Source organism: Marinobacter sp. (assembly GCF_034669625.1).
Lineage (GTDB): Bacteria > Pseudomonadota > Gammaproteobacteria > Pseudomonadales > Oleiphilaceae > Marinobacter.
Map to the genome: position 1 here is coordinate 141,489 of NZ_JAXMOY010000008.1, position 20,891 is coordinate 162,379.

Annotated in this window: 18 protein-coding genes; 6 read left to right on the forward strand and 12 right to left on the reverse strand. The window is 55.3% G+C overall.

Annotated features, from left to right (window positions below):
* Positions 1-56 precede the first annotated feature (56 nt).
* The gene (locus VOI14_RS09435) at positions 57-1,379 is read left to right on the forward strand and encodes a YihY/virulence factor BrkB family protein (RefSeq protein ID WP_323751797.1); all 1,323 of its coding nucleotides are present in this window, start codon (positions 57-59) and stop codon (positions 1,377-1,379) included.
* Between the two features lie 24 nt (positions 1,380-1,403).
* Here VOI14_RS09435 and VOI14_RS09440 read toward each other — a convergent pair whose 3' ends face one another.
* The 4 genes from VOI14_RS09440 to VOI14_RS09455 form a co-directional block, all read right to left on the reverse strand.
* Positions 1,404-2,411 (reverse strand): HDOD domain-containing protein, encoded by a 1,008-nt coding sequence (locus tag VOI14_RS09440; RefSeq protein WP_323751798.1) that lies wholly within the window; start codon positions 2,409-2,411, stop codon positions 1,404-1,406.
* Positions 2,412-2,525: 114 nt separating this feature from the next.
* Positions 2,526-3,755 (reverse strand): hypothetical protein, encoded by a 1,230-nt coding sequence (locus VOI14_RS09445; RefSeq protein WP_323751799.1) that lies wholly within the window; start codon positions 3,753-3,755, stop codon positions 2,526-2,528.
* Positions 3,756-3,891: 136 nt separating this feature from the next.
* A complete protein-coding gene (locus VOI14_RS09450; protein WP_323751800.1) occupies positions 3,892-4,626 on the reverse strand; it encodes a 16S rRNA (uracil(1498)-N(3))-methyltransferase in 735 nt (244 codons plus the stop codon).
* Positions 4,627-4,641: 15 nt separating this feature from the next.
* Positions 4,642-5,991, reverse strand: a complete 1,350-nt coding sequence (locus VOI14_RS09455; RefSeq protein ID WP_323751801.1) for an adenosylmethionine--8-amino-7-oxononanoate transaminase — start codon at positions 5,989-5,991, stop codon at positions 4,642-4,644.
* A gap of 341 nt (positions 5,992-6,332) precedes the next feature.
* Here VOI14_RS09455 and VOI14_RS09460 point away from each other — a divergent pair, with 341 nt between their 5' ends.
* Positions 6,333-6,821 carry a DUF2505 domain-containing protein gene (locus VOI14_RS09460; RefSeq protein ID WP_323751802.1) on the forward strand — a complete coding sequence of 163 codons (489 nt, stop codon included), beginning with the start codon at positions 6,333-6,335 and terminating at the stop codon, positions 6,819-6,821.
* Positions 6,822-6,883: 62 nt separating this feature from the next.
* On the opposite strand, the gene ovoA is transcribed toward VOI14_RS09460, so the two are convergent.
* From ovoA to VOI14_RS09500, 8 genes are all read right to left on the reverse strand, one after another.
* Complete coding sequence (ovoA, locus tag VOI14_RS09465; protein WP_323751803.1) at positions 6,884-9,046, reverse strand: 5-histidylcysteine sulfoxide synthase; 2,163 nt, start codon at positions 9,044-9,046, stop codon at positions 6,884-6,886.
* Between the two features lie 139 nt (positions 9,047-9,185).
* The gene (locus VOI14_RS09470) at positions 9,186-9,932 is read right to left on the reverse strand and encodes an amino acid ABC transporter ATP-binding protein (RefSeq protein WP_323751804.1); all 747 of its coding nucleotides are present in this window, start codon (positions 9,930-9,932) and stop codon (positions 9,186-9,188) included.
* A 13-nt stretch (positions 9,933-9,945) separates the two neighbouring features.
* The gene (locus tag VOI14_RS09475) at positions 9,946-10,617 is read right to left on the reverse strand and encodes an amino acid ABC transporter permease (protein WP_323751805.1); all 672 of its coding nucleotides are present in this window, start codon (positions 10,615-10,617) and stop codon (positions 9,946-9,948) included.
* Between the two features lie 71 nt (positions 10,618-10,688).
* The gene (locus tag VOI14_RS09480) at positions 10,689-11,444 is read right to left on the reverse strand and encodes a transporter substrate-binding domain-containing protein (RefSeq protein WP_323751806.1); all 756 of its coding nucleotides are present in this window, start codon (positions 11,442-11,444) and stop codon (positions 10,689-10,691) included.
* A 216-nt stretch (positions 11,445-11,660) separates the two neighbouring features.
* Positions 11,661-12,530, reverse strand: a complete 870-nt coding sequence (gene metF, locus VOI14_RS09485; RefSeq protein WP_323751807.1) for a methylenetetrahydrofolate reductase [NAD(P)H] — start codon at positions 12,528-12,530, stop codon at positions 11,661-11,663.
* 12 nt (positions 12,531-12,542) lie between these two features.
* On the reverse strand, positions 12,543-13,916 hold the full coding sequence (gene ahcY / locus VOI14_RS09490) for an adenosylhomocysteinase (RefSeq protein WP_416361403.1): 1,374 nt from the start codon (positions 13,914-13,916) through the stop codon (positions 12,543-12,545).
* A gap of 60 nt (positions 13,917-13,976) precedes the next feature.
* Complete coding sequence (metK, locus tag VOI14_RS09495; RefSeq protein WP_323751809.1) at positions 13,977-15,167, reverse strand: methionine adenosyltransferase; 1,191 nt, start codon at positions 15,165-15,167, stop codon at positions 13,977-13,979.
* 131 nt (positions 15,168-15,298) lie between these two features.
* On the reverse strand, positions 15,299-16,300 hold the full coding sequence (locus VOI14_RS09500) for a metalloregulator ArsR/SmtB family transcription factor (protein ID WP_323751810.1): 1,002 nt from the start codon (positions 16,298-16,300) through the stop codon (positions 15,299-15,301).
* 181 nt (positions 16,301-16,481) lie between these two features.
* Between VOI14_RS09500 and tkt the strand changes: the two genes are divergently transcribed.
* From tkt to VOI14_RS09520, 4 genes are all read left to right on the forward strand, one after another.
* Complete coding sequence (gene tkt / locus VOI14_RS09505) at positions 16,482-18,482, forward strand: transketolase (protein WP_323751811.1); 2,001 nt, start codon at positions 16,482-16,484, stop codon at positions 18,480-18,482.
* Positions 18,482-19,513: a type I glyceraldehyde-3-phosphate dehydrogenase gene (locus VOI14_RS09510; RefSeq protein WP_323751812.1), complete on the forward strand. Its 1,032-nt coding sequence runs from the start codon at positions 18,482-18,484 to the stop codon at positions 19,511-19,513. The genes tkt and VOI14_RS09510 overlap by 1 nt, the downstream gene beginning before the upstream one ends.
* Before the next feature lie 60 nt (positions 19,514-19,573).
* Positions 19,574-20,734, forward strand: coding sequence for a phosphoglycerate kinase (locus VOI14_RS09515; protein WP_323751813.1), 1,161 nt, complete (start codon positions 19,574-19,576; stop codon positions 20,732-20,734).
* Between the two features lie 73 nt (positions 20,735-20,807).
* Positions 20,808-20,891 (forward strand): hypothetical protein (locus VOI14_RS09520; protein ID WP_323751817.1); only part of this gene is annotated, 84 nt, incomplete at its 3' end.

The following is a 20,891-nucleotide window of genomic DNA, read 5'->3' on the forward strand; positions in this document are numbered from 1 at the left end:
TGTTTACTGCCATCTGCCTGATAAGCTGTAGAAAAGACTACAAAATAGGACTGCATGTGGCGTCTACCCAATTTAAGGAGCGGCTTCAGGCCGCTGAAGACTGGATTCTTTCCAACCCTAACCCACCGCAATCTTGGCCTTGGACATGGCTGTATAAGTCCGGTCGTTCATTGTACGCGTTAGTTCGGGATGTGGTCAGTGGCCAGCTCACGTTGCACTCCATGAGTCTGGTGTATACCTCGCTTTTGAGCATTGTGCCGTTGTTGGCATTGAGTTTTTCTGTGCTGAAGGCGCTGGGCGTGCACCAGAAGATGGAGCCGTTTCTGTATCAGTTCTTTCAGCCGATGGGGCCGCAAGGGATTGAGATTGCGGAGCAGATTCTGGGGTTCGTCGATAACATCAAGGTTGGGGTTCTGGGGTCAGTGGGTCTGGCCATGCTGGTCTATACCGTGATTTCACTGGTCCAGAAGATCGAGCGGTCCTTTAATATGATCTGGCGTGTGCCGGATATGCGCTCTATGGCACAGCGCTTCAGTAACTATTTGAGCGTGATCATGATTGGTCCGCTCCTGATGGTTTCCGCTGTTGGTGCAACTGCGACCTTGCTGTCGTCAGACGTGGCTCAAACATTGATGGCCATTGAGCCCTTCGGCTCGCTCATCGTCATTGCCACCCGTTTCACGCCCTTCTTCCTGGTGGTGGCCGCCTTCACGTTTGTCTATATCTTCATTCCTAATACCCGGGTTAAGTTCCGGTATGCCTTTATAGCGGGTTTGCTGGCGGGTATTTCGTGGCAAGCAGGGGGCATGCTCTTTGCCTCCTTTGTGGCCGGTTCGGCCAAGTACGCGGCCATCTACTCCGGTTTTGCGGTCGGGATCATTTTGCTGATCTGGATCTACCTGAATTGGATGATTCTGTTACTGGGTGCCAGCCTGGCGTTCTACATGCAGAATCCCGGCTCTGTGGCGAAAAAGCGCAACGTGCAAATGGCTCCGGAGCTGCAAGAGCGAGTCGCCCTTGTGTTGATGTGGATGGTCGCGAAGCCCTTCAGTCAGGGCGAGCCCGCGCCGCAGCAGGAAGCGCTGGAGCATGAGTTGCGGGTACCTGGCGAGGTCACGCGCCGCATCAGTGATAAGTTGATCCGGGCTGGTGTGTTAAGTCTGGCCGGGCGTAATGGCGATCAGTTGGTGCCCGGTCGCGCACTGGATCTGATCACGGTCGAGATGGTTTTGAAGGTGGTGCGCCGTGACGAAGACAGGGTGGTTGATCGCTTGCCGGCTAACGCATTGCCCGCTCAGTTGATGGATCTGTCGTTCGGGCGTGACGATGTCAGTTTTGCTGAGCTGCTCGGCAAAGAGGATGGTGGCGAAACGGAATGATCTACAGCCGCCTGGATTGGGCGGCTAGTGTTCGGTACCGCCTTCTTTGAGCATGGTCAGAACCGCAGCCCGGACTTGATCAAGCTGTTGTGGCGAGATGTGAACGATGTTCTGTAACTCGTCCTCCGCCAGGTTGCGCTGCCGGGCATGGCGCAGAACTTCCCGCGTACCCACCACCAGCCCATCCAGTAGGGGCCAGTTTTCCTGTGTAGGCGATGGGCGCTCTGCCGTTAGAAGCCAGGCGTGGTATTTCGGCGGCAACGCCCAAATGTTGGCGAGTAACTGGCACGTTGCCCATTGGTACTGTGCCAACGCCTGCTTGAGCAAGGCGGGTTCCGGTTCGCTATCAATGTTGTGCGTTCTGCAGATGGCGGTGATTTCCCTGCGAATGGTGATGTAGGCCAGAGAGGGCAGTAAACCCACCATAAAATGAGCACTGGTGTCGTCGTTGTGAATTCTTGCAATCATCTCGGCGGAACGGGCGCAGGTCAGGCCCCAGCGCCAAGCTCGTTGAGCGAACAGTGCTTCAGAGCTGTTTCGAGCGGCGATCATCGGGCGCATAACGGCCGCCGCAATGACGTTTTTGATACCGTTCAAACCCAGTACGAATACCGCTTGGTCTACCGACTCTATGACATGGTCCCCCGGCTTGAACTGCGGGCTGTTGGCTACTTGCAGTAGTTGGTCGGTCAGAGAGGGGTCACTCAGAATGATATCCGTTAGATGCTTTCGGTCAGTGGTTTCCGCAGAGAGTGCGCGCATCAGCATGGGCAAAGTGCCGGGCTTTCGAGGCAGCTCTTCCATGGCGTTAGACTGCAAACGTTGTCCCAGTTCGGCGAGCACTTTGTCAGCGCTGGGCACGTGCTTCTTGAGGTGCGCCGGTTGAGCGTCCAGAAGCCAGCAGAACAAGTGTTCTTCCAGGCGAGGGGGTGGTTCAGCTGTGGCGTTTTCGGTGTTTGCCTGTTCATCCAGTGTATGGCTGAACAGGCGAGTCTCTTGCGCACTTTGTTCGGGCTGTTTTTTTGAAAACAAGCCCGAAACCCAGGAAAAGAACCCCGGCATCCATTGCCTCCGCACCGCTGACGTTGAGTGAATTATCCTGAGAGTATAGATATGTGCAGCTTTTCTGCACAGTATTCATTGTCTTTACAGTAAAGCGTCCCCGAAAATAAAGATCAATTGGCTGACGCCGGCTACCAGTCCGAGGAAAGCGCCAACCAGGATCAGCTTGATTTCGTCTTCCTGGAAACATGGGCGCAGCAGATCCTGGAACTCTTCGGAGGAGAGCGCGATCATTCTTTCCACCATGATGGATTCGACCGCGCGGGCACGATCTTTTTCAAACGCGGGGTTGTCGAAGGAGCTTTGCGAGATGGTGATGGCTTTCTCGCCGACATGATTTTTCATGGCGGCAAATCCGGTGGGGCCAAACGCCACTTGAGTGAATGCTTTTCCCATGCCTGCGGTTTCGTCGACCAGCGGTTTAATGTGTTTTTTCACCATGTTGCGGGCACGGTCACCTTTGGGGCCTTCAAGGATTCCTTGAATAATGTTGCCAACGGTGAGGATCTCGTGGGTGACGATATGACAGAAGGAATGAGCCACTTCCGGCTGGCGTTTGAGAAAGAGGCCCTGGATCTTCAGCGGCCCGATGTTGTGTTGTTTCAAGGGGCGGAAGATAACGTTCAGGGCAATCCAGTTGGTGGCCCAGCCGACCAGAAGGCCAAAGACCGGAAGTACCCAAGTAGCTGGATAGAGGTACCAAACGGCCATTTGGATAAGGCCAAAGAGGAATCCAAAATACATGCCGGAGTTGATGATGAATCGAAACTCCACGTCGCCACATTCCAGAAAAATGCGGTTTAGCAGCCGTTTGTCTTTGGCCAGACGGTCAATCACCATGCCTTTGATGTCGAGAAGGTCTTCGATGTTGGTGGCGATGTCTTGCACCAGGTTGTCGACCAGGTGTGGGGTGGCTTTTCTGACGCGCTCGTAGACGAGTTTCCGTGCCGAGGAAGGCAGGTTTTCCCAGAAAGTAGGGTGCTCTCTGAGCATGAGCTCGTCGACGTATTCTTCAATGCGCGGATCGACGGTGTAGATGATGTGCGCAGCGAGTACGTTTGGATCGATTTGTTCGAAGATCTCTTGAACAGTGCCAATTTTGGAAATGGTGGCATCGACGCTGATGGCGGCCATTTTTCGGGCTTTCGAGGGGATGATGCCTTGCCAGCCTAGTAGGGGAGGCTTGCCGATGAACTCCAACGGGTAGAAGGTCATTTTGATGGCAAGCCAGTTGGTGCCCCATCCTATAAGAGCAGCGATTACAGGAATGCTGAGGTACTGCCAGAATTCTGGGTTGAAAAATAAGTCTGTCATCCTGCGCTCGCATAATCGGTTGTTGTTGCCAGAAAGCATCCATCTGGCTTTTGTAGATTATGAATAATGTTGAGCGCGGCGTTCTCTGTCAATGACTGAGTTGCCGCCAGAAATGCTCTTGGTGGTCATATGCGCTTTAGCTGCCAATGTCACCCCATAGCCACTGGCACAGGGCCATGGCCGCAACCGGTGCGGTTTCTGTTCGCAGAACGCGGGGGCCAAGGGCGATAGGAAGAAAGCCGCTTTGCTCCGCTTGCGCGATTTCGTCGGCGGTTAACCCCCCTTCGGGGCCAATCATCAGAGCGACGCTGGCGGGTTTGCTCAGAGTGTTCAGGGAGTGTTCGGTGCGGTGATGAAGCACCAGGCGCAGATCACTGGCCTGGCTGTACTCCAGCCATGCTTGAACCGACATGACGGGGAGTATGTCCGGTACCTTTGCTCGGCCGCATTGTTCGGCAGCACTGATGGCGACTTGCTGCCAGTGACGCAGGCGTTTTTCTTCGCGGTCTCCCTTAAGCTTTACGTCGCAGCGTTCGGTGCTGAGCGGCACGATAGTGGTGACGCCCATTTCCACGGCTTTTTGTACGGCGTAATCCATGCGATCACCCTTAGACAGCGTTTGCCCCAGGGTGATCGTTAACGACGATTCCGTCTGGTTCTGCTCGCTGCTCAGGATTTCAACGGTGACGTTTTTCTTGCCGGTCTGCGTGATGGTCGCACGGTAGTCGTGACCGTCGTTGTTGAAGAGCCGCAACTCCTGGCCCGGTTGCATGCGCAGTACCCGGCCCACGTGATTCGCGGCGTTTTTGTCGAGTTCGCACTGGCTGCCCACACTGAGCGGGCTGTCGGTGAAAATTCTGGGTATACGCATGAGGTTGGGCGCTCCTTAACCTTTTACTGCAATGTCGATGCCTTCGGTGGCCACCTGAGCCAGATGACGAATCTGGTCTTCAGTGATGACATAAGGGGGCATGAAATATACCACGTTACCCAGCGGACGTAGCAGGGCCTCCCGAGTCAGTGAGTGTTGGTACACTTTTAAACCACGGCGTTCCTGCCAGGCGAAGGGAGTCTTGGTCGCTTTATCTTTGACCATTTCGATGGCCAGAGTCATGCCGTGTTGACGGATGTCCCCTACGTTGGGGTGGTCGGCCAAATGGGCTACCGACTCGGCCATGCAGCGTGACAGCTGGCGGTTCTTTTCGATGACGTTGTCGTCCCGGAAAATGTCCAGTGTCGCCAGAGCGACGGCACAGCCGATGGGGTTGCCGGTGTAACTGTGGCTGTGCAGGAAGGCCTTCAGGGTTTCGTAGTCGTCGTAGAACGCGTTGTAAACGGTATCGGTGGTCAGTACGACGGAGAGCGGAAGATAACCCGCCGTCAGTCCTTTGGATAAGCACATGAAGTCCGGCGTGATGCCGGATTGTTCACAGGCAAAGAGGGTGCCGGTGCGGCCGAAGCCAACGGCAATTTCATCAGCAATCAAATGCACGCCGTAACGATCACAGGCTTCACGCAACTTGGTGTGGTAAATCGGGTGGTGCATGCGCATACCACCGGCACACTGAATCAACGGCTCCACCACAACGGCGCAGATTTCCTCGTGTTGTTCAGCCAGCAGCTTTTCCATCGCCTCGAACTGGCGCAAGGCGTACTCTTCGTCGGTTTCGCCGGGCTCGGCGTTATAGGTATCCGGGGAGGGGGCGGTGATCACTTCCATTAACAGCGGCTGGTAGGTGTCCTTGTATAAAGCGACATCGCCCAAAGCGAGAGCACCGAGGGTTTCACCGTGATAACTGTTGCTCAGGTTAACAAAGTTCTTTTTGCCCGGTTTGCCCAGATTCTTCCAGTAATGAAAGCTCATCTTGAGCGCAGCCTCGATGGCCGACGATCCGTTATCGGCGTAGAAACATTTGTTGAGGCCTTCCGGCGTCACTTCAATAAGTCGTTCTGAAAGGTTCACCACGGGTTCGTGGGTGAAACCGGCAAGAATGACGTGCTCCAGTTCACCAATCTGCTGCTGAATTGCCGCGTTGATTCTCGGGTTTGAATGGCCGAAAAGGTTGACCCACCAGGAGCTGACCGCGTCTATAAATCGGTTGTTTTCGAAATCCTCCAACCACACACCTTCACCACGTTTGATGGGTACCAGTGGCAGGGTTTCGTGGTCTTTCATCTGAGTGCAGGGGTGCCACACAGATTTGAGGCCGCGGGCGACAAGATCAGCATTACGCATAAGGCGGGACTCCAGTAGGGCGTTAGTTCAAAGGTCAAAATGGATCGCTGTTAACCAGTGCCGATAATACAGTTAACAGCGGCGACTGACTACCGTGCCAATCGCCGTTGACTAAGTGCCTGTAGCTTTGAAGCGCCTCCTATTGCGCAGGTTTTTCTCCCGTCGGCCTTAGGGGTTGTTAAACGTTGCGGGAAAGCACGCTACTGGCGCCAACGCCAGCTAAATCTCACCGACATGTGATCTGTTCGCTCTGGCCGCCATGCCACAGCGTGCCGCCGACACGGCCAATGTTGCGGATGTGTTGTGTCGCAACAATACAGCTATCTTACGATGGAGGTTTTATGGAACTTACGCTTGAGCATGCATACGATGCAGGGCTGGATCACGTCATCAGTCACTTTTTTTCTGAAGATCATATTCTGGCAAAGAATGAAAAACTGGGTGCCCGCAACGTAAAGGTTATCGCTATTCAGAAGGACGATGTAGCGGGTAAATTGGTCGTCGAGCGCGAAATGACGGCGTCAACGGAAGTGCCAGGGATGCTCGCCAGTTTTCACCGTGAGTGGAACGAAATCCGACAAGAAGAGCACTGGGTTAAAAAGGACGATAGCGAATGGCACTGTGAATTCAGGGTTAAAGTCGAAGGCGTTCCTGCAAAGATCAAAGGCGTGATGCGCGTTCAGGGTAATGGTGATCGCTGCATCAATTACATCAACCTGACGGTGAAATCGGAAGTGCCTTTCCTAGGCAAGAAGATTGCGGGCTTTCTGGCGAATGACACTCGTATCAAGATTGACCAGGAGCGGGAAGCCATAGCCTCCCTGCTTTGAGTGCCGCTGAGAATCTGCCGGCAGATTCCGGCAGACTCAGCGCAACAGTGAGCCCGCATGGTTCAGCGTGGAAGCCGTTCCCAAATCGTCACTTCTGATAAGGTGTGTTGGAATTTGTGCTGGGTCTCGCGGATCACGAAGGGCACTTTCTCCGGCGCTTGTATTAGCCTGAAGTGAGTACTCAGGATCTCTTTCAAACCATCCAGTGTGGTGTAATCTTCCCCGTCTTTTTTGAAGCCACCGATCCACTCTTCTTTCGGTGTATGTTCTTCCAGCCAGGTATACGGTGAGGCGATTAGCAGAACGCCGCCATCATTGATGCGTTCGTGAATGCTGCCCAGGAATTGTCTCGGCTTGTAGAGCCGGTCAATGAGGTTTGCTGCCAATACCAGATCGTAGCCGGTGTGGCGGGGTTTGAGGTTGCATGCATCGCCTTGCTGGAATGATACTTTGTCTGCCGTCTCAGCCAGCCCCAGATCTTTCAGGGAGCGAGTGTGGTAGCTAACAAGGTCTCCTTCTTCGGCCCGTGCGTAGCGCACTGAACCCTGTTCAGCCATTTCGATGCCTAACCGAATAAAGTTGGCGGAGAAGTCGACCCCATCCACTTCATCAAAATGTTTGGCTAATTCGAAGCTGGCGCGGCCGCAGGCACAGCCGAGGTCCAGAGCTTTGAGAGTGGGCTTACCGGCCATGGCTACAAGCGCGCGCTCGGATAGAGCTTGCGGGAAGTTGCGGACGCCGTACCAGGTGTCGCCGAAATGGAACTCCGCGTATTCGGTCAGCAACCGGTCACTTTCATAGTAGGCATGGGGTTGTATCGCCTCGGTTTCGGAAGCGACATAGCGAAAGCCTGCGTGCTGGAAGAAATGTCGTCTGAAGGCGTAACGGGCCGACAAACGCGCTTCATTGCCGCAAGAAACCCACGCGCCCCCTTTGATCAGGTTGTGCTGGCCATCAAAAGTGGGGGTAGTGAAGTCATCGTACAGCGGGTGCACTTTGAAATTATCGAACGGATAAGTCGGGGTTTCGGTCCATTGCCAGACATTGCCCACTACATCAAACCAGTCGCCATGACGAAACCGGGTGACCGGGCATGAAGACGCACCGTGGTCCAGATGCAGGTTAGCGTTGGCGGGTTGATCGCCCACTTCGTGTATGCCGGCTTCTGAACATAGCCGGTGCCACTCGTCTTCGGTAGGCAGGCGAATGGGCAGGCCGGATTGCTCCTTTTTCCATTCACAGAAAGCCTTGGCTTCGTGGTAGTTCACCTCCACTGGCCAATCCCAAGGCATTTCAACTTCTTCGGTCATCAGGCGAAGGTGCCAGCTGTTCTGCCAGCGCCAGAAGGTCGGATGTTTGGCCTCGGTAAACTGACGCCAGGCTTGACCTTCCTCGCTCCAATAATGGTTTTGCTGATACCCGCCGTCTTCTACGAAGGCCAGAAACTCCTGATTGCTGACCAGGTGCTGGCTCGCTTTGAATTCATCGATTTCCGACTGGTGGTCACCATATTCGTTATCCCAGCCGTAATAGGCGTCGTCGTAGGATTTACCGATTTTAACTGAACCGGCAGGCACGGTGATCAAGCTGTTTTCCGGTGCTTCTCCGGTTTCGCGAATCGGGGACCATTCCGCTTGGGGCCGGACTTTGTCCAGGTCATGCTGGCGGATCAGAACGGAACTCGTTTCAAGGTGAATTCGTTCATGCTCGATGCCCATAACGATCGGCCACCAAGGGCTGTCCCAAGTGATGGGCAGATGGAGAGGCAGGGTTTCAATCAGGTCGAGTACGGTGGCGCGGACCTTAGCCCGGTAGGCCATCACGGCGGAGACGCTGGGCCAGTCGTAATGCTCATCGTTCAGGTCGTCCCAGCTCATTTCATCCACCCCTACGGCAAAGGTGGACTCCATGTAGGGATCAACGCGCTCAGGTAGAAGCTTTGCTAGGACCAGCTTGTTCACGAAAAAGGTGGCGGTGTGGCCCAGGTAAAAAATGAGCGGGTGCCTCAGCGGAATCGGTTTTTCATAGAAGCCGCTATCGTCTGCCAGGCAATTGAAAAGGCCCGTGTAAATATCAAAAGTATTGGTAAAGTAGCGTGCAATTTCCGTTCGTTTTTCTTCCGAATCACCGGCATCAAGCTTGGGTGTTCTGAGCAGTGTTAAATGTGTTCGTATTGATTCCGGTGAGCCAGCGGGTGAAAGGCCTTCGTGTGATGGCTTGGTCATGTCGAACACGTCCTGTTTGTTAATGTCATTAGTTAATGAATGGCATGGGATTCAGCGGTAAGAGATTCCGGCCTCGATGGGGGTATACGCGCTATCGAGGCCGGTGGATTAATGTCGACAGACTATGTGTCTCTGGGTTCTAGTGTGCCAGTACCCGAGACAAGAAGGCTTGCGTCCTTTCGTTTTGCGGGTTGTCGAACACGTCCGAGGGTTTGCCTTCTTCGACAATTTGCCCTTCGTGAATGTAAATGACCCGGTCAGCTACCTCTCGGGCAAAGCCCATTTCGTGGGTAACGACCATCATGGTCATGCCTTCTTTGGCCAGCTCCCTCATGACATCCAGCACTTCACCGATCATTTCCGGGTCGAGCGCAGAGGTGGGCTCATCGAACAGCATCAGTCGGGGCTCCATGGCCAGTGCGCGGGCAATGGCTACCCGTTGTTGTTGCCCGCCCGATAGCTGACTGGGGTATTTGTCCGCTTGATTGCCAATGCCAACGCGCTCCAGAAGCCGTTCTGCCGTGGCGTTGGCGATAACCTGGGACGCGTTTTTCACCTTCATCGGCGCCAGCATGATGTTCTTTTTCACTGTGAGGTGAGGGAACAGATTGAACTGCTGGAACACCATGCCCACTTCTTTGCGGATCTCTGCCAGTGCTTTCTGGTTACCGCCTTTCGGGGCCAGTGCCTGGTTGTCGACACTCAAGGTGCCGGATTCGTACTCTTCCAGACCGTTCACACAGCGGATCAGGGTGGATTTGCCGGAGCCACTGGCGCCGATGATAACCACTACTTCACCCTGTTCCACGGTCAGGTCTATTTCTTTAAGGACATGCAATTTGCCGAAATACTTGTTCATGCCCTTCATCGTTACAATCTGAGTCATGGTTCGAATTCCTTCAGACGGATGCAAGGCCACGGCGTTCCATCAGCCGCAGAACCAGGGATAAGGACAAGGTGATCGCGAGATACATCAGTGCCACCACGAAATACACCTCAAAGGCGGTGAAGGTGTTGGCAATGTAAACCTGGCCCTGACGAACCAGTTCACCCACGCCGATGACCGAGAACAGGGACGTGTCCTTGATGCTGACGATGGCTTGGTTGCCGAGCGGCGGAATCATACGCCGGAAGGCCTGGGGCCAGATGATCGACCAGAAAGTCTGTGTGCGTGACAAGCCCAAAGATAGACCGGCTTCGCTTTGGCCTTTGGCAATAGACTGAACGCCGCCACGCACGACTTCTGAAATGTAGGCCCCGGAGTTAAGGGCTATTGCGGCGATACCTGCGGTGAGCGGGTCGATTGGGCCGCCGACCAGGTCGGGCAAACCGTAGAAGATGAACAGCACCTGAACCAGAATCGGCGTGCCGCGGAAAATCTCGATGTAAGCGGTGGCCGGCCAGCGCAGAAACCATTTCTTGTTGATACTGAGCAAACCGAAAATGATGCCCAGCACAAAGCCGATGGCGAGGCCACCGAAGGAAATCATCAGGGTGTAAGGAATGCCCTTGGCGAGATAGGGGATGGCATGAATTGCTGCCTGCCAGTCAAATTGAAACTGGAATTCCACAGTGTGAGTCTCCGTTGGGTTGGGAGGGACCGGTCAGGGCATTGTGCGCCCTGACCGGAACGAGCGGAGGTTTAGTTGCCTTCAGGCATCGGGCCAAACCATTTTTCATAAATGGTTTTGTAGGTGCCGTCTTCTTTGATTTCAGCCAAGGCTTCGTTGACTGGGCCAACCCACTTGCTGCCTTTCTTCAGGGCAATGCCGTACTGCTGGCCTTCGTAAAGTGGGCCAACGGCTTCGACCTTGCCTTTGCCTTTGGTGCTGGCGAAGTAGCCGACGTTCGGTGCATCGTAGAACACCGCATCAATGGCGCGGGACATCAGCGCCATGTACATGTCGGAGCTACCCGGGTAAGGGGTTACTCCGTCATCATCGTCGAGGGATTTCATCAGATAGTCGTAGCTGGTGCTACCGATTTTGGTGCCGATTTTCTTGCCTTCAAGATCGGACATGTCATCCATGTCGGCGCCGGAGCGAACCAGAATTCGGAGACCGGAATCGTAATACGGGTCGGAGAAATCAACGATCTCGCCACGCTCTTCAGTAATGGTGATGCCGGCGATGGCGATGTCTACGTTGCCCGCTTGCAGGGCGGGGATAATGCCGTTGAAATCCATGGTGTTCAGGTCGTAGTCAAAGCCTGCCCGTTCGGCGACGGCTGCAATGACTTCCATATCGAAACCGATCATTTCGCCGGTTTCCTGATCCATCATTTCAAATGGAACGAAACTGGGGTCTGTGACCACTCGAAGGGTTTCCGCACTTACCGACGTTGCGGCAACTGACAGTGCCAAACCTGCGCCCAGTGTTTTTAGCCATTTGCTGCTCATGCTTTCTCCTAAGTCTTGTTATGGCTCCTTCTGCCCGGTAAGGCAGACCACAATGACGCAGAGTTGTGACTGCGCATCACGGGGAGCGTTAATGGGATTGCATCAGAGACACTTTAGACTAAAAAACGAGGAGTTTCAGGTGATCAGGGGGGATTAATGAGCAGAATAAAGGAGGAAAACTCTCTCCCGGGGTGGGAGAGAGTTGATGACGAAAGATCAGAAGGAGATCTTTTCGCGGTCCGTAATGCCCAGATTCTTCCAGATCGAAAGGCTGGGTTCGGTCTGGTTCAGGGTGTAGAAGTGCAGTCCGGGCGCGCCGGCCTGAAGCAGTTCTTCGCACATACGGGTCACGATTTCTTCGCCGAATTTCCGGATGCTGACAGTGTCGTCACCGTAGGCTTCCAGCTGCTTGCGAATCCAGCGCGGGATTTCTGCACCGCACATGTCGGAGAAGCGCACCAGGCTGGAGAAGTTGACGATGGGCATAATGCCTGGCACCACCGGAATGGTGATGTTCATCTTCTCTAGACGGTCGATGAAGTAGAAGTAACTGTCCGCGTTAAAGAAGTACTGGGTGATCGCGCTGTTGGCGCCAGCCTGTACCTTGCGGGCAAAGTTATTCAGATCATCTTCCGCGCTGCGAGCCTGCGGGTGGAATTCCGGGTAGGCCGCCACTTCAAGATTGAAGTGGTCGCCGCTGTGTTCCCGAATGAACTCTACCAGTTCGTTGGCATAACGCAGTTCACCGGAAGCCCCCATACCTGACGGCAGGTCGCCCCGCAGGGCAACGATCCGGTTGATGCCGTTGTCTTTATACTCGTCCAGCAGCTCTCTGATCTCTGCGCGGGTACCACCCACGCAGGACAGGTGCGGTGCTGTGGAGATGCCCTGCTTGTGCAGGTTCAGCACGGTTTCAATAGTGCGGTCACGGGTGGAGCCGCCGGCACCGAAGGTGACCGAGAAAAAGTCAGGGTTCACTTCGGCGAGTTGGTCGCGAACAACCTGAAGTTTTTCTTTGCCCGCATCTGTCTTGGGCGGGAAAAACTCAAAGCTGAAGCGACGTTTAAATTGCTTCTGGGATTGCATGATTCTGTCCGCTTAGTACCTGTAAGTTTCCGGCTTGTACGGGCCTTCTACCGGCACGCCGATGTATTTGGCCTGGTCCGGCGTCATTTTGGTGATCACGCCACCGAAACCTTCGACCATAGCGCGGGCCACTTCTTCGTCCAGCTGCTTGGGCAGTACCTGAACGTAAACGCCTTTGGCTTTTGCTTCTTCTGGCAGATCGGCAAACTTGCGCTCGAACAGGTACATCTGTGCCAGTACCTGGTTGGCGAAGGAGCCGTCCATGATCCGTGAGGGGTGGCCGGTTGCGTTGCCCAAATTTACCAGGCGGCCTTCGGACAGCAGGATCAGGTGGTCGTTGGTTGCTTTGTCGCGGTAGATCAGGTGTACCTGCGGCTTAACCTCGTCCCATTCCCAGTTTTTACGCATGTAAGCGGTGTCGATTTCGTTGTCGAAGTGGCCAATGTTACAAACCACAGCGCCGCTCTTCAGGGCTTTCAGCATGTTGGCGTCGCACACGTTGACGTTGCCAGTGGTGGTTACCAGCAAGTCGGTGTTGCCCAGCAGGTCAGTGTTGATGCCTTGCTCTGTGCCGGTGTTGAGGCCGTCAATGTACGGAGATACCACTTCAAAGCCGTCCATGCAGGCTTGCATGGCGCAGATTGGGTCGGCTTCGGTCACTTTTACAATCATGCCTTCCTGACGCAGAGACAGGGCGGAACCTTTACCTACGTCGCCGTAGCCGATGACCAGTGCTTTTTTGCCGGACAACAGGTGGTCGGTGGCGCGTTTGATGGCGTCGTTAAGGCTGTGGCGGCAGCCGTATTTGTTGTCGTTCTTGGACTTGGTTACGGAGTCGTTAACGTTGATGGCTGGAATTTTCAGGGTGCCATCGCGTAGCATTTCTTGCAGACGGTGCACGCCGGTGGTGGTTTCTTCGGTCACACCGTGGCAGTTAGCGATGATCTGCGGGTACTCGTTGTGCAGCAGCTCGGTCAGGTCGCCGCCGTCGTCCAGGATCATGTTGGGTTCCCAACCGTCTACGTCTGCGCCAACGGTCTTGTGCAGGCACCATTCGTATTCTTCGTCGGTTTCACCTTTCCAGGCGAACACAGGAATGCCTTGGGCAGCGATGGCGGCTGCGGCCTGGTCCTGAGTAGAGAAGATGTTGCACGATGACCAGCGAACGTTCGCGCCCAGTTCGACCAGCGTTTCAATCAGCACGGCGGTCTGGATGGTCATGTGGATGCAGCCCATGATGTTGGCGCCTTTCAGCGGCTGCTCGGCTTTGTATTTCTCACGTAGCTTCATGAGGGCCGGCATTTCGCCTTCGGCGATGTGTACTTCTTTGCGGCCCCAGTCTGCCAGGGCGATATCGTGTACTTTGTAGTCGTCGAAGTTGCTCATAGATGTTCTCCGGTTAGTTCTGTTTAGGCGCATGACATCCATCATGCGCCTGAAAATTGTTTAGATGCCGGCGGCGTCTTTAAGGGCCAGCGCCCGGTCCGTCTTTTCCCATGGGAAGGCGGTGAAGGTTTTGCCGCCAACGGTCATTTCGTATGGGTCACGGCCAAAGTGGCCATAAGCTGCTGTGGCCCGGTACATCGGGTGCAGCAGGTCGAGCATGTTGGTGATGGCGTAGGGGCGCAGATCGAAGTGCGCACGTACCAGGTCAACGATCTTTTCATCGCTGAGTTTGCCGGTGCCGAAGGTGTTCAGCGAGATGGAGGTCGGCTGTGCGACACCAATGGCGTAGGACACCTGAATCTCGCATTTGTCGGCCAGACCGGCAGCAACGATGTTCTTGGCAACGTAACGGCCCGCATAGGCGGCTGAACGGTCAACCTTGGAGGGGTCTTTGCCGGAGAAGGCACCGCCACCGTGACGAGCCATGCCGCCGTAGGTGTCTACGATGATTTTACGGCCGGTCAGACCACAGTCGCCTACCGGGCCACCGATGACGAATTTGCCGGTCGGGTTAATGTGGAACTCGGTGTCTTTGTGCAGCAACTCGGTGGGCAGAGTGTGCTTGACGATCAGTTCCATCACAGCTTCTTTCAGGTCTTCCTGGCTGACGTCCGGGTCGTGCTGAGTAGACAGGACAACCGCATCGATACCCACGACTTTGCCGTTTTCGTAGCGGCAGGTTACCTGGCTCTTAGCATCCGGTCGCAGCCACGGCAGCAGTCCGCTCTTGCGAGCTTCGGCCTGACGCTGCACCAAACGATGAGAGAAGGTGATCGGTGCCGGCATCAGTACGTCAGTTTCGTTGCTGGCGTAGCCGAACATCAGGCCTTGGTCGCCGGCGCCTTGGTCTTCGGGCTTCTGGCGATCAACGCCTTGGGCGATTTCGACCGATTGTTTGCCGATAATGTTGATGACGCCACAGGTGTCGCCGTCGAAGCCAACATCTGAAGAGGTGTAGCCGATGTCTTTGATAACACCACGAACCAAGTCTTCCAGATCAACCCAGGCGCTGGTGGTGATCTCACCGCCGACAATGGCCACGCCGGTTTTTACCATGGTTTCACAGGCAACGCGGGCGTGCGGGTCGTCGGTCAGGATGGTGTCCAGGACCGCATCGGAGATTTGATCCGCAAGTTTGTCCGGGTGGCCTTCAGAGACCGATTCGGAGGTAAAGATGTTGTAGTCAGACATACGTGTGTCCTCTATGAGCGTTGTCAAATTCGTGCTGGCGACCGGCCAGCTCTTTTTGTGTTTCCGGAGGGTAAGTAGTAGTACTTACTTCTATATCAAATCTTTTAGATATTCCGTGATGTGCGTGCGTTTTAGGCTCTTTTGGTGGTTTTCCAAAACTCCCGAACCTGAATCTGGAAGCCGTTCCGCAGCCCGATAAACAGCTGTTCTCCGGCGTTCAGGCCAGCGTCGGCTGCCCAGGCGGTGAGTTCTTCCGGCTCGAAGCCAAGCCAAAGATCGCCGCAGTTTTCTTTTGCCCAGTCCTGATCGTGGCTGCACAGGTCGCTGATGATGAAGCAGCCGCTGTTGTTCATCAGAGCTGCGGCATCCAAAAAGATGTCTGCCGGGCTGGGGACGTGGTGCAGCACCATGTTGGCAACAATCAGGTCGAAAGCATCGCCGCTTGCCAGAATTGTGTCGGTCACGCCTTCAATCAAATCCACGTTGTTCAGCCGGCTTTCAATGCAGGTGCGGGTGGCCTTTGCGAGCATATCTTTGCTGTTGTCCAGGCCTACCGTGTGCTCGAAAAGTTCCGACAGAACGGGCAAAAATCCACCTTCGCCTGGTCCGATTTCCAGTACGCTCTGCCAGTTCTGTTGGCTCACCCTTTTACGGATGAGTTCGGCGGTTGGATCGGCATACAAGTCAAAGGCGGCAATCAGTTCTTGCTGCTCCCGGAACTGCGCTGAGTGGCGTGAGAAAAACGCCTGCGACTGTTCCGCCCGTTGTGCCCGAATGGCCTCGATTTTTTCGGCCAGCTCTGTGGGTAAAGGAATACGGTCGACCGTTTCAAAAATCTGCCGAATCGCCTGATCCGCCAGTTTTACGCTGTCCAGGTGCAGCGGCCGACGGTAAAAAATGGCATTGCCTTCCCGCTGGGGCTCGAGCAAACCGGCTTTGTGCATCACCTTCAGGTGGTGGCTCATGCCGGATTGACGCATATCAAACAGTTGGCTCAACTCAAGTACGCCGAAGGTGTCCCGGCGCAGCACTCGCAGAATTTCAAGGCGCAGAGGATCACCGCTGGCTTTGAAGATCGGTGCCAGAGTCTCTGCGGAGGAAGCTTCGAGTGCGTGGGTGTTGAGTGATGTCATGGGGGAGGAGTGTAGGGGGGTTCGGTTGATCGATCAATAGCCATATCAATTTTTTTTGATATAGATTTATTCTCGTCTGAAATTTGCCCCCGGATACCGTAATCGGCGAAAATACGCGCCTTCTTTTTAAGCAGTTTTTGCAGCTTGAAGTCTTGTCCTGAAAAACACTGGAGAATTGTCAATGCCGTCTCGTAAAGATCTCGCCAACGCCATACGCGCGCTGAGCATGGATGCGGTTCAGAAAGCCAAATCCGGCCACCCGGGTGCGCCCATGGGGATGGCGGATATCGCCGAGGTACTGTGGAACGATTACCTGAGCCACAACCCGGCTAACCCGCAATGGGCCAACCGCGACCGCTTTATCTTGTCTAACGGCCACGGTTCCATGCTGCAGTACTCCTTGCTGCATCTGAGCGGGTACGACGTGTCGATTGATGACATCAAGAATTTCCGTCAGCTGCATTCCAAAACTCCAGGGCATCCTGAGTACGGTTACACCCCAGGTGTTGAAACAACGACCGGCCCACTGGGTCAGGGCATTGCCAACGCCGTTGGCTTCGCGTTGGCCGAGAAAGCAATGGCGGCTCAGTTCAACCGTCCGGGTCACGACATTGTTGATCACTACACCTATGCGTTCCTGGGCGACGGCTGCCTGATGGAAGGTATTTCTCACGAAGTAGCGTCTCTGGCCGGTACGTTGGGCTTGGGCAAACTGGTGTTTTTCTACGACGACAACGGCATTTCCATCGACGGCGAAGTGGAAGGCTGGTTTACCGACAATACTCCGCAGCGTTTTGAATCCTACGGCTGGCAGGTTATCCCGAACGTGGACGGCCACGACGCCGACGCGATTCGTGCCGCCGTTGAAGCGGCTCGTGCGAACGCCGAGCAGCCAACGCTGATTTGCTGCAAGACCATCATCGGCTTCGGTTCCCCGAACAAGCAGGGTAAAGAAGATTGCCACGGCGCCCCGCTGGGTGACGATGAAATCGCTCTGACCCGTGAAGCGTTGGGATGGAAGCACGGTGCATTTGAAGTTCCTGACGACATTTATGCAGCATGGAACGGCAAAGAGAAAGGTACAGCGGCTGAGAGTGCCTGGAATGAGAAGTTCGCGGCCTATGAAAAAGCAGAGCCGGAACTGGCGGCTGAGTTCAAGCGCCGCATGGCGGGTGAGCTACCAGCCGATTTCGCTGACAAGGCACAAGCCTACGTTCAGGAATGCCAGGACAAGGGCGATACCATCGCTTCCCGTAAGGCTTCCCAGAATGCCCTGAATGCCTACGGCCCAATGCTGCCGGAACTGATGGGCGGCTCTGCCGACTTGGCTGGTTCCAACCTGACCATCTGGTCTGGCTGTAAAGGTGTGACCAAAGACGATGCCTCTGGCAACTACATCTATTACGGTGTGCGCGAGTTCGGCATGGCCGCCATTATGAACGGTATGGCCCTGCACGGCGGCTTTGTCCCGTACGGCGCCACCTTCCTGATCTTCATGGAATACTGCCGTAACGCTGTGCGCATGGCCGCACTGATGAAGCAGCGCTCCATCTTCGTATTTACTCACGACTCGATTGGTCTGGGCGAAGACGGCCCGACCCACCAGCCGATTGAACAGCTGGCTAGCCTGCGTACCACACCGAACATGAGCACCTGGCGCCCGGCCGATGCGGTTGAATCTGCCGTAGCCTGGAAGTCAGCGCTGGAGCGCAACGATGGCCCAACGGCCATGGTGTTCTCCCGTCAGGGTCTGCCGCATCAGGACCGCGATGCCGAACAGTTGGCGAACGTTGCCAAAGGTGGCTACGTGCTGTCTGACAGCGAAGGTACACCTGAGCTGATCCTGATTGCCACCGGCTCTGAAGTGGGCCTGGCGCAAGACGTGGCCGGCAAGCTGCGTGAGCAGGGCAAAGCCGTGCGTGTGGTTTCCATGCCGTCGACGGACGTATTCGATGCCCAGAGCGCGGAATACAAGCAGCAAGTACTGCCGCTGGAAGTCACCAATCGCATTGCTATCGAAGCCAGCATCGCTGACTACTGGTACAAGTATGTGGGCCTCGACGGTCGGGTTGTAGGCATGACCACCTTCGGTGAGTCTGCGCCTGCCGGTGAACTGTTCAAGGAATTCGGCTTCACCGTCGAAAACATCCTGGAAGTGGCTGCCGAACTGCTGGACGCTTGATGAACCACTCAAAGCCTTTTCGGATTGCTATCAACGGGTATGGCCGTATCGGCCAGTGCGTGTTGCGGGCATTATATGAGAATGGCTTTCGCGACCACCTGCAGGTGGTCGCGATTAACGAGTTGTCGGACATCGACACTATTGCCCACCTGACCAAATACGATTCCACCCACGGGCGGCTCAATGGAAAGGTGGCAGTAGAAGGTGATGATTTGGTGGTGAACGGCGACCGCATTCGCGTGCTGCGTCATCCAGACCCGGAAGATCTGCCTTGGCGATTGCTGGACGTGGATTTGGTACTGGAATGCTCCGGTGCCTATTCGGATCGCGCGACTGCGGAAAAACACATCGCCTCGGGCGCCAAGCGCCTGCTGTTCTCCCAGCCGGGCGAAACCGATGTGGATCGTACCGTTGTGTTTGGTATCAACGACCAGGCTCTGACCCAGGACGATGTGATTGTGGCGGCCGGTTCCTGTACCACCAACTGCCTGGTGCCAGTTATCAAAGTGCTGGACGAGGCCTTTGGTGTGGAGCAGGGCAGTACCACCACCATCCACGCCGCGATGAACGACCAGCCCGTGATCGATGCATACCATCATCAGGATTTGCGCCGTACTCGAAGTGCGTTGCACAACATCGTGCCTGTCGACACCGGGTTGGCCCGTGGCATTGAACGGTTATTGCCGCATATGGAAGGCCGCTTCAGCTCCGTTGCCATTCGAGTGCCCACGCTCAACGTGTCGGCCATCGATATGGTGGTCAACGTGCGCGAAACCACCGATGTGGCGGCGGTAAACCAGCTCTTGAAGCGTTCAGCTCAAGGGCCGCTGGAAGGCATTCTCGACTACACCGACGAACTGCTGGCCAGCTCCGACTTCAACCACGACTCCCATTCTGGCGTGGTCGATGGCGGGCAAACACGAGTAACCGGCGGCACGATGGTAAAGGTGCTGTGCTGGTTCGATAACGAATGGGGCTTCGCCAACCGAATGCTGGATGTAAGCCAGAGTTGGTTGCAGAGAGTGAATTAACGCCCCTCTCTCCCCAATCCCAAATATTAATGACTGAATCCATAACTACGGACTTTGATTATGGCCATCAAAAAAATGACTGACCTGAACCTCGCCGGCAAGCGGGTTCTGATTCGTGAAGACCTGAACGTACCGGTAAAAGACGGCAAGGTATCCAGCGACGCCCGCATTCGTGCCTCGTTGCCCACCATCAAAGCAGCGAAAGATGCCGGCGCCAAAGTCATGCTGATGTCCCACCTCGGCCGCCCGGAAGAAGGCGTGTACGACGAAGCTTCCTCCATGAAGCCCGTAGCTGACCATCTGTCCACCGTGCTGGGGCAGGAAGTACGCCTGATCAAAGATTACCTCGGCGGCGTTGAAGTGGCCGATGGCGAAGTGGTTTTGTTCGAAAACGTTCGCTTCAACAAAGGCGAAAAGAAAGACAACGAAGACCTGGCCAAACAGTACGCTGCCCTGTGCGACATCTACGTAATGGATGCCTTCGGCACCGCGCACCGCGCTCAGGCTTCTACCCACGGCGTCGCCAAATTTGCACCCGAAGCTTGCGCTGGCCCACTGCTGGCGGCTGAACTGGAAGCCCTGGGTAAAGCTCTCGACAAGCCGGCTCAGCCGGTGGTTGCTATTGTTGGCGGCTCCAAAGTCTCCACCAAGCTGGACGTGCTCAACGCTCTGGAAAAAGTGTGTGACCAGATCATCGTAGGAGGCGGCATTGCCAACACCTTCCTGGCAGCCGCTGGCCACCCGGTGGGTAAATCTTTGTGCGAACACGACCTGCTCGACACCGCCAAAGACATCGCCAGCCGTGTGGAAATCCCACTGCCGGTTGATGTTGTGGTCGCCAGTGAATTCGCTGAAACCGCCACCGCAACCGTCAGAAACATCTCCGACGTCACCGCCGATGACATGATCCTCGACGTAGGCCCGGAAACTGCTGGCCAGTTCGCCGAGTTGCTGAAGAACGCCAAAACCATTCTCTGGAATGGCCCGGTTGGTGTATTCGAATTTGACCAGTTCGGCAACGGCACCAAAGCCCTCGCTGAAGCCATCGCCGAAAGCGATGCCTTCTCTCTGGCTGGCGGCGGAGACACGGTAGCGGCCGTTGACAAATACGATATAGCTGACAAGATTTCCTACATCTCTACAGGCGGCGGCGCCTTCCTCGAATTCGTAGAAGGAAAGACCCTGCCGGCAGTGGCTGTGCTGGAAGAACGCGGTCAGTAAGTTTTAACGAGCCGCCAGATAATGGCGGCGAAAGCAGAATCCCAACATCAAAAGTTAACGAAGGAGACAACCCATGGCCCTGATATCGCTGCGGCAACTTCTGGACCACGCCGCCGAGCATGGTTACGGTGTGCCAGCCTTTAACGTAAACAACCTC

Coding starts and splice junctions, on each gene's coding strand:
- VOI14_RS09445 (WP_323751799.1), bottom strand. CDS start 3,755: ATGACAGACTTATTTTTCAACCCAGAATTCTGGCAGTACCTCAGCATT.
- VOI14_RS09450 (WP_323751800.1), bottom strand. CDS start 4,626: ATGCGTATACCCAGAATTTTCACCGACAGCCCGCTCAGTGTGGGCAGC.
- VOI14_RS09455 (WP_323751801.1), bottom strand. CDS start 5,991: ATGCGTAATGCTGATCTTGTCGCCCGCGGCCTCAAATCTGTGTGGCAC.
- VOI14_RS09460 (WP_323751802.1), top strand. CDS start 6,333: ATGGAACTTACGCTTGAGCATGCATACGATGCAGGGCTGGATCACGTC.
- ovoA (WP_323751803.1), bottom strand. CDS start 9,046: ATGACCAAGCCATCACACGAAGGCCTTTCACCCGCTGGCTCACCGGAA.
- VOI14_RS09470 (WP_323751804.1), bottom strand. CDS start 9,932: ATGACTCAGATTGTAACGATGAAGGGCATGAACAAGTATTTCGGCAAA.
- VOI14_RS09480 (WP_323751806.1), bottom strand. CDS start 11,444: ATGAGCAGCAAATGGCTAAAAACACTGGGCGCAGGTTTGGCACTGTCA.
- metF (WP_323751807.1), bottom strand. CDS start 12,530: ATGCAATCCCAGAAGCAATTTAAACGTCGCTTCAGCTTTGAGTTTTTC.
- ahcY (WP_416361403.1), bottom strand. CDS start 13,916: ATGAGCAACTTCGACGACTACAAAGTACACGATATCGCCCTGGCAGAC.
- metK (WP_323751809.1), bottom strand. CDS start 15,167: ATGTCTGACTACAACATCTTTACCTCCGAATCGGTCTCTGAAGGCCAC.
- VOI14_RS09500 (WP_323751810.1), bottom strand. CDS start 16,300: ATGACATCACTCAACACCCACGCACTCGAAGCTTCCTCCGCAGAGACT.
- tkt (WP_323751811.1), top strand. CDS start 16,482: ATGCCGTCTCGTAAAGATCTCGCCAACGCCATACGCGCGCTGAGCATG.
- VOI14_RS09510 (WP_323751812.1), top strand. CDS start 18,482: ATGAACCACTCAAAGCCTTTTCGGATTGCTATCAACGGGTATGGCCGT.
- VOI14_RS09515 (WP_323751813.1), top strand. CDS start 19,574: ATGGCCATCAAAAAAATGACTGACCTGAACCTCGCCGGCAAGCGGGTT.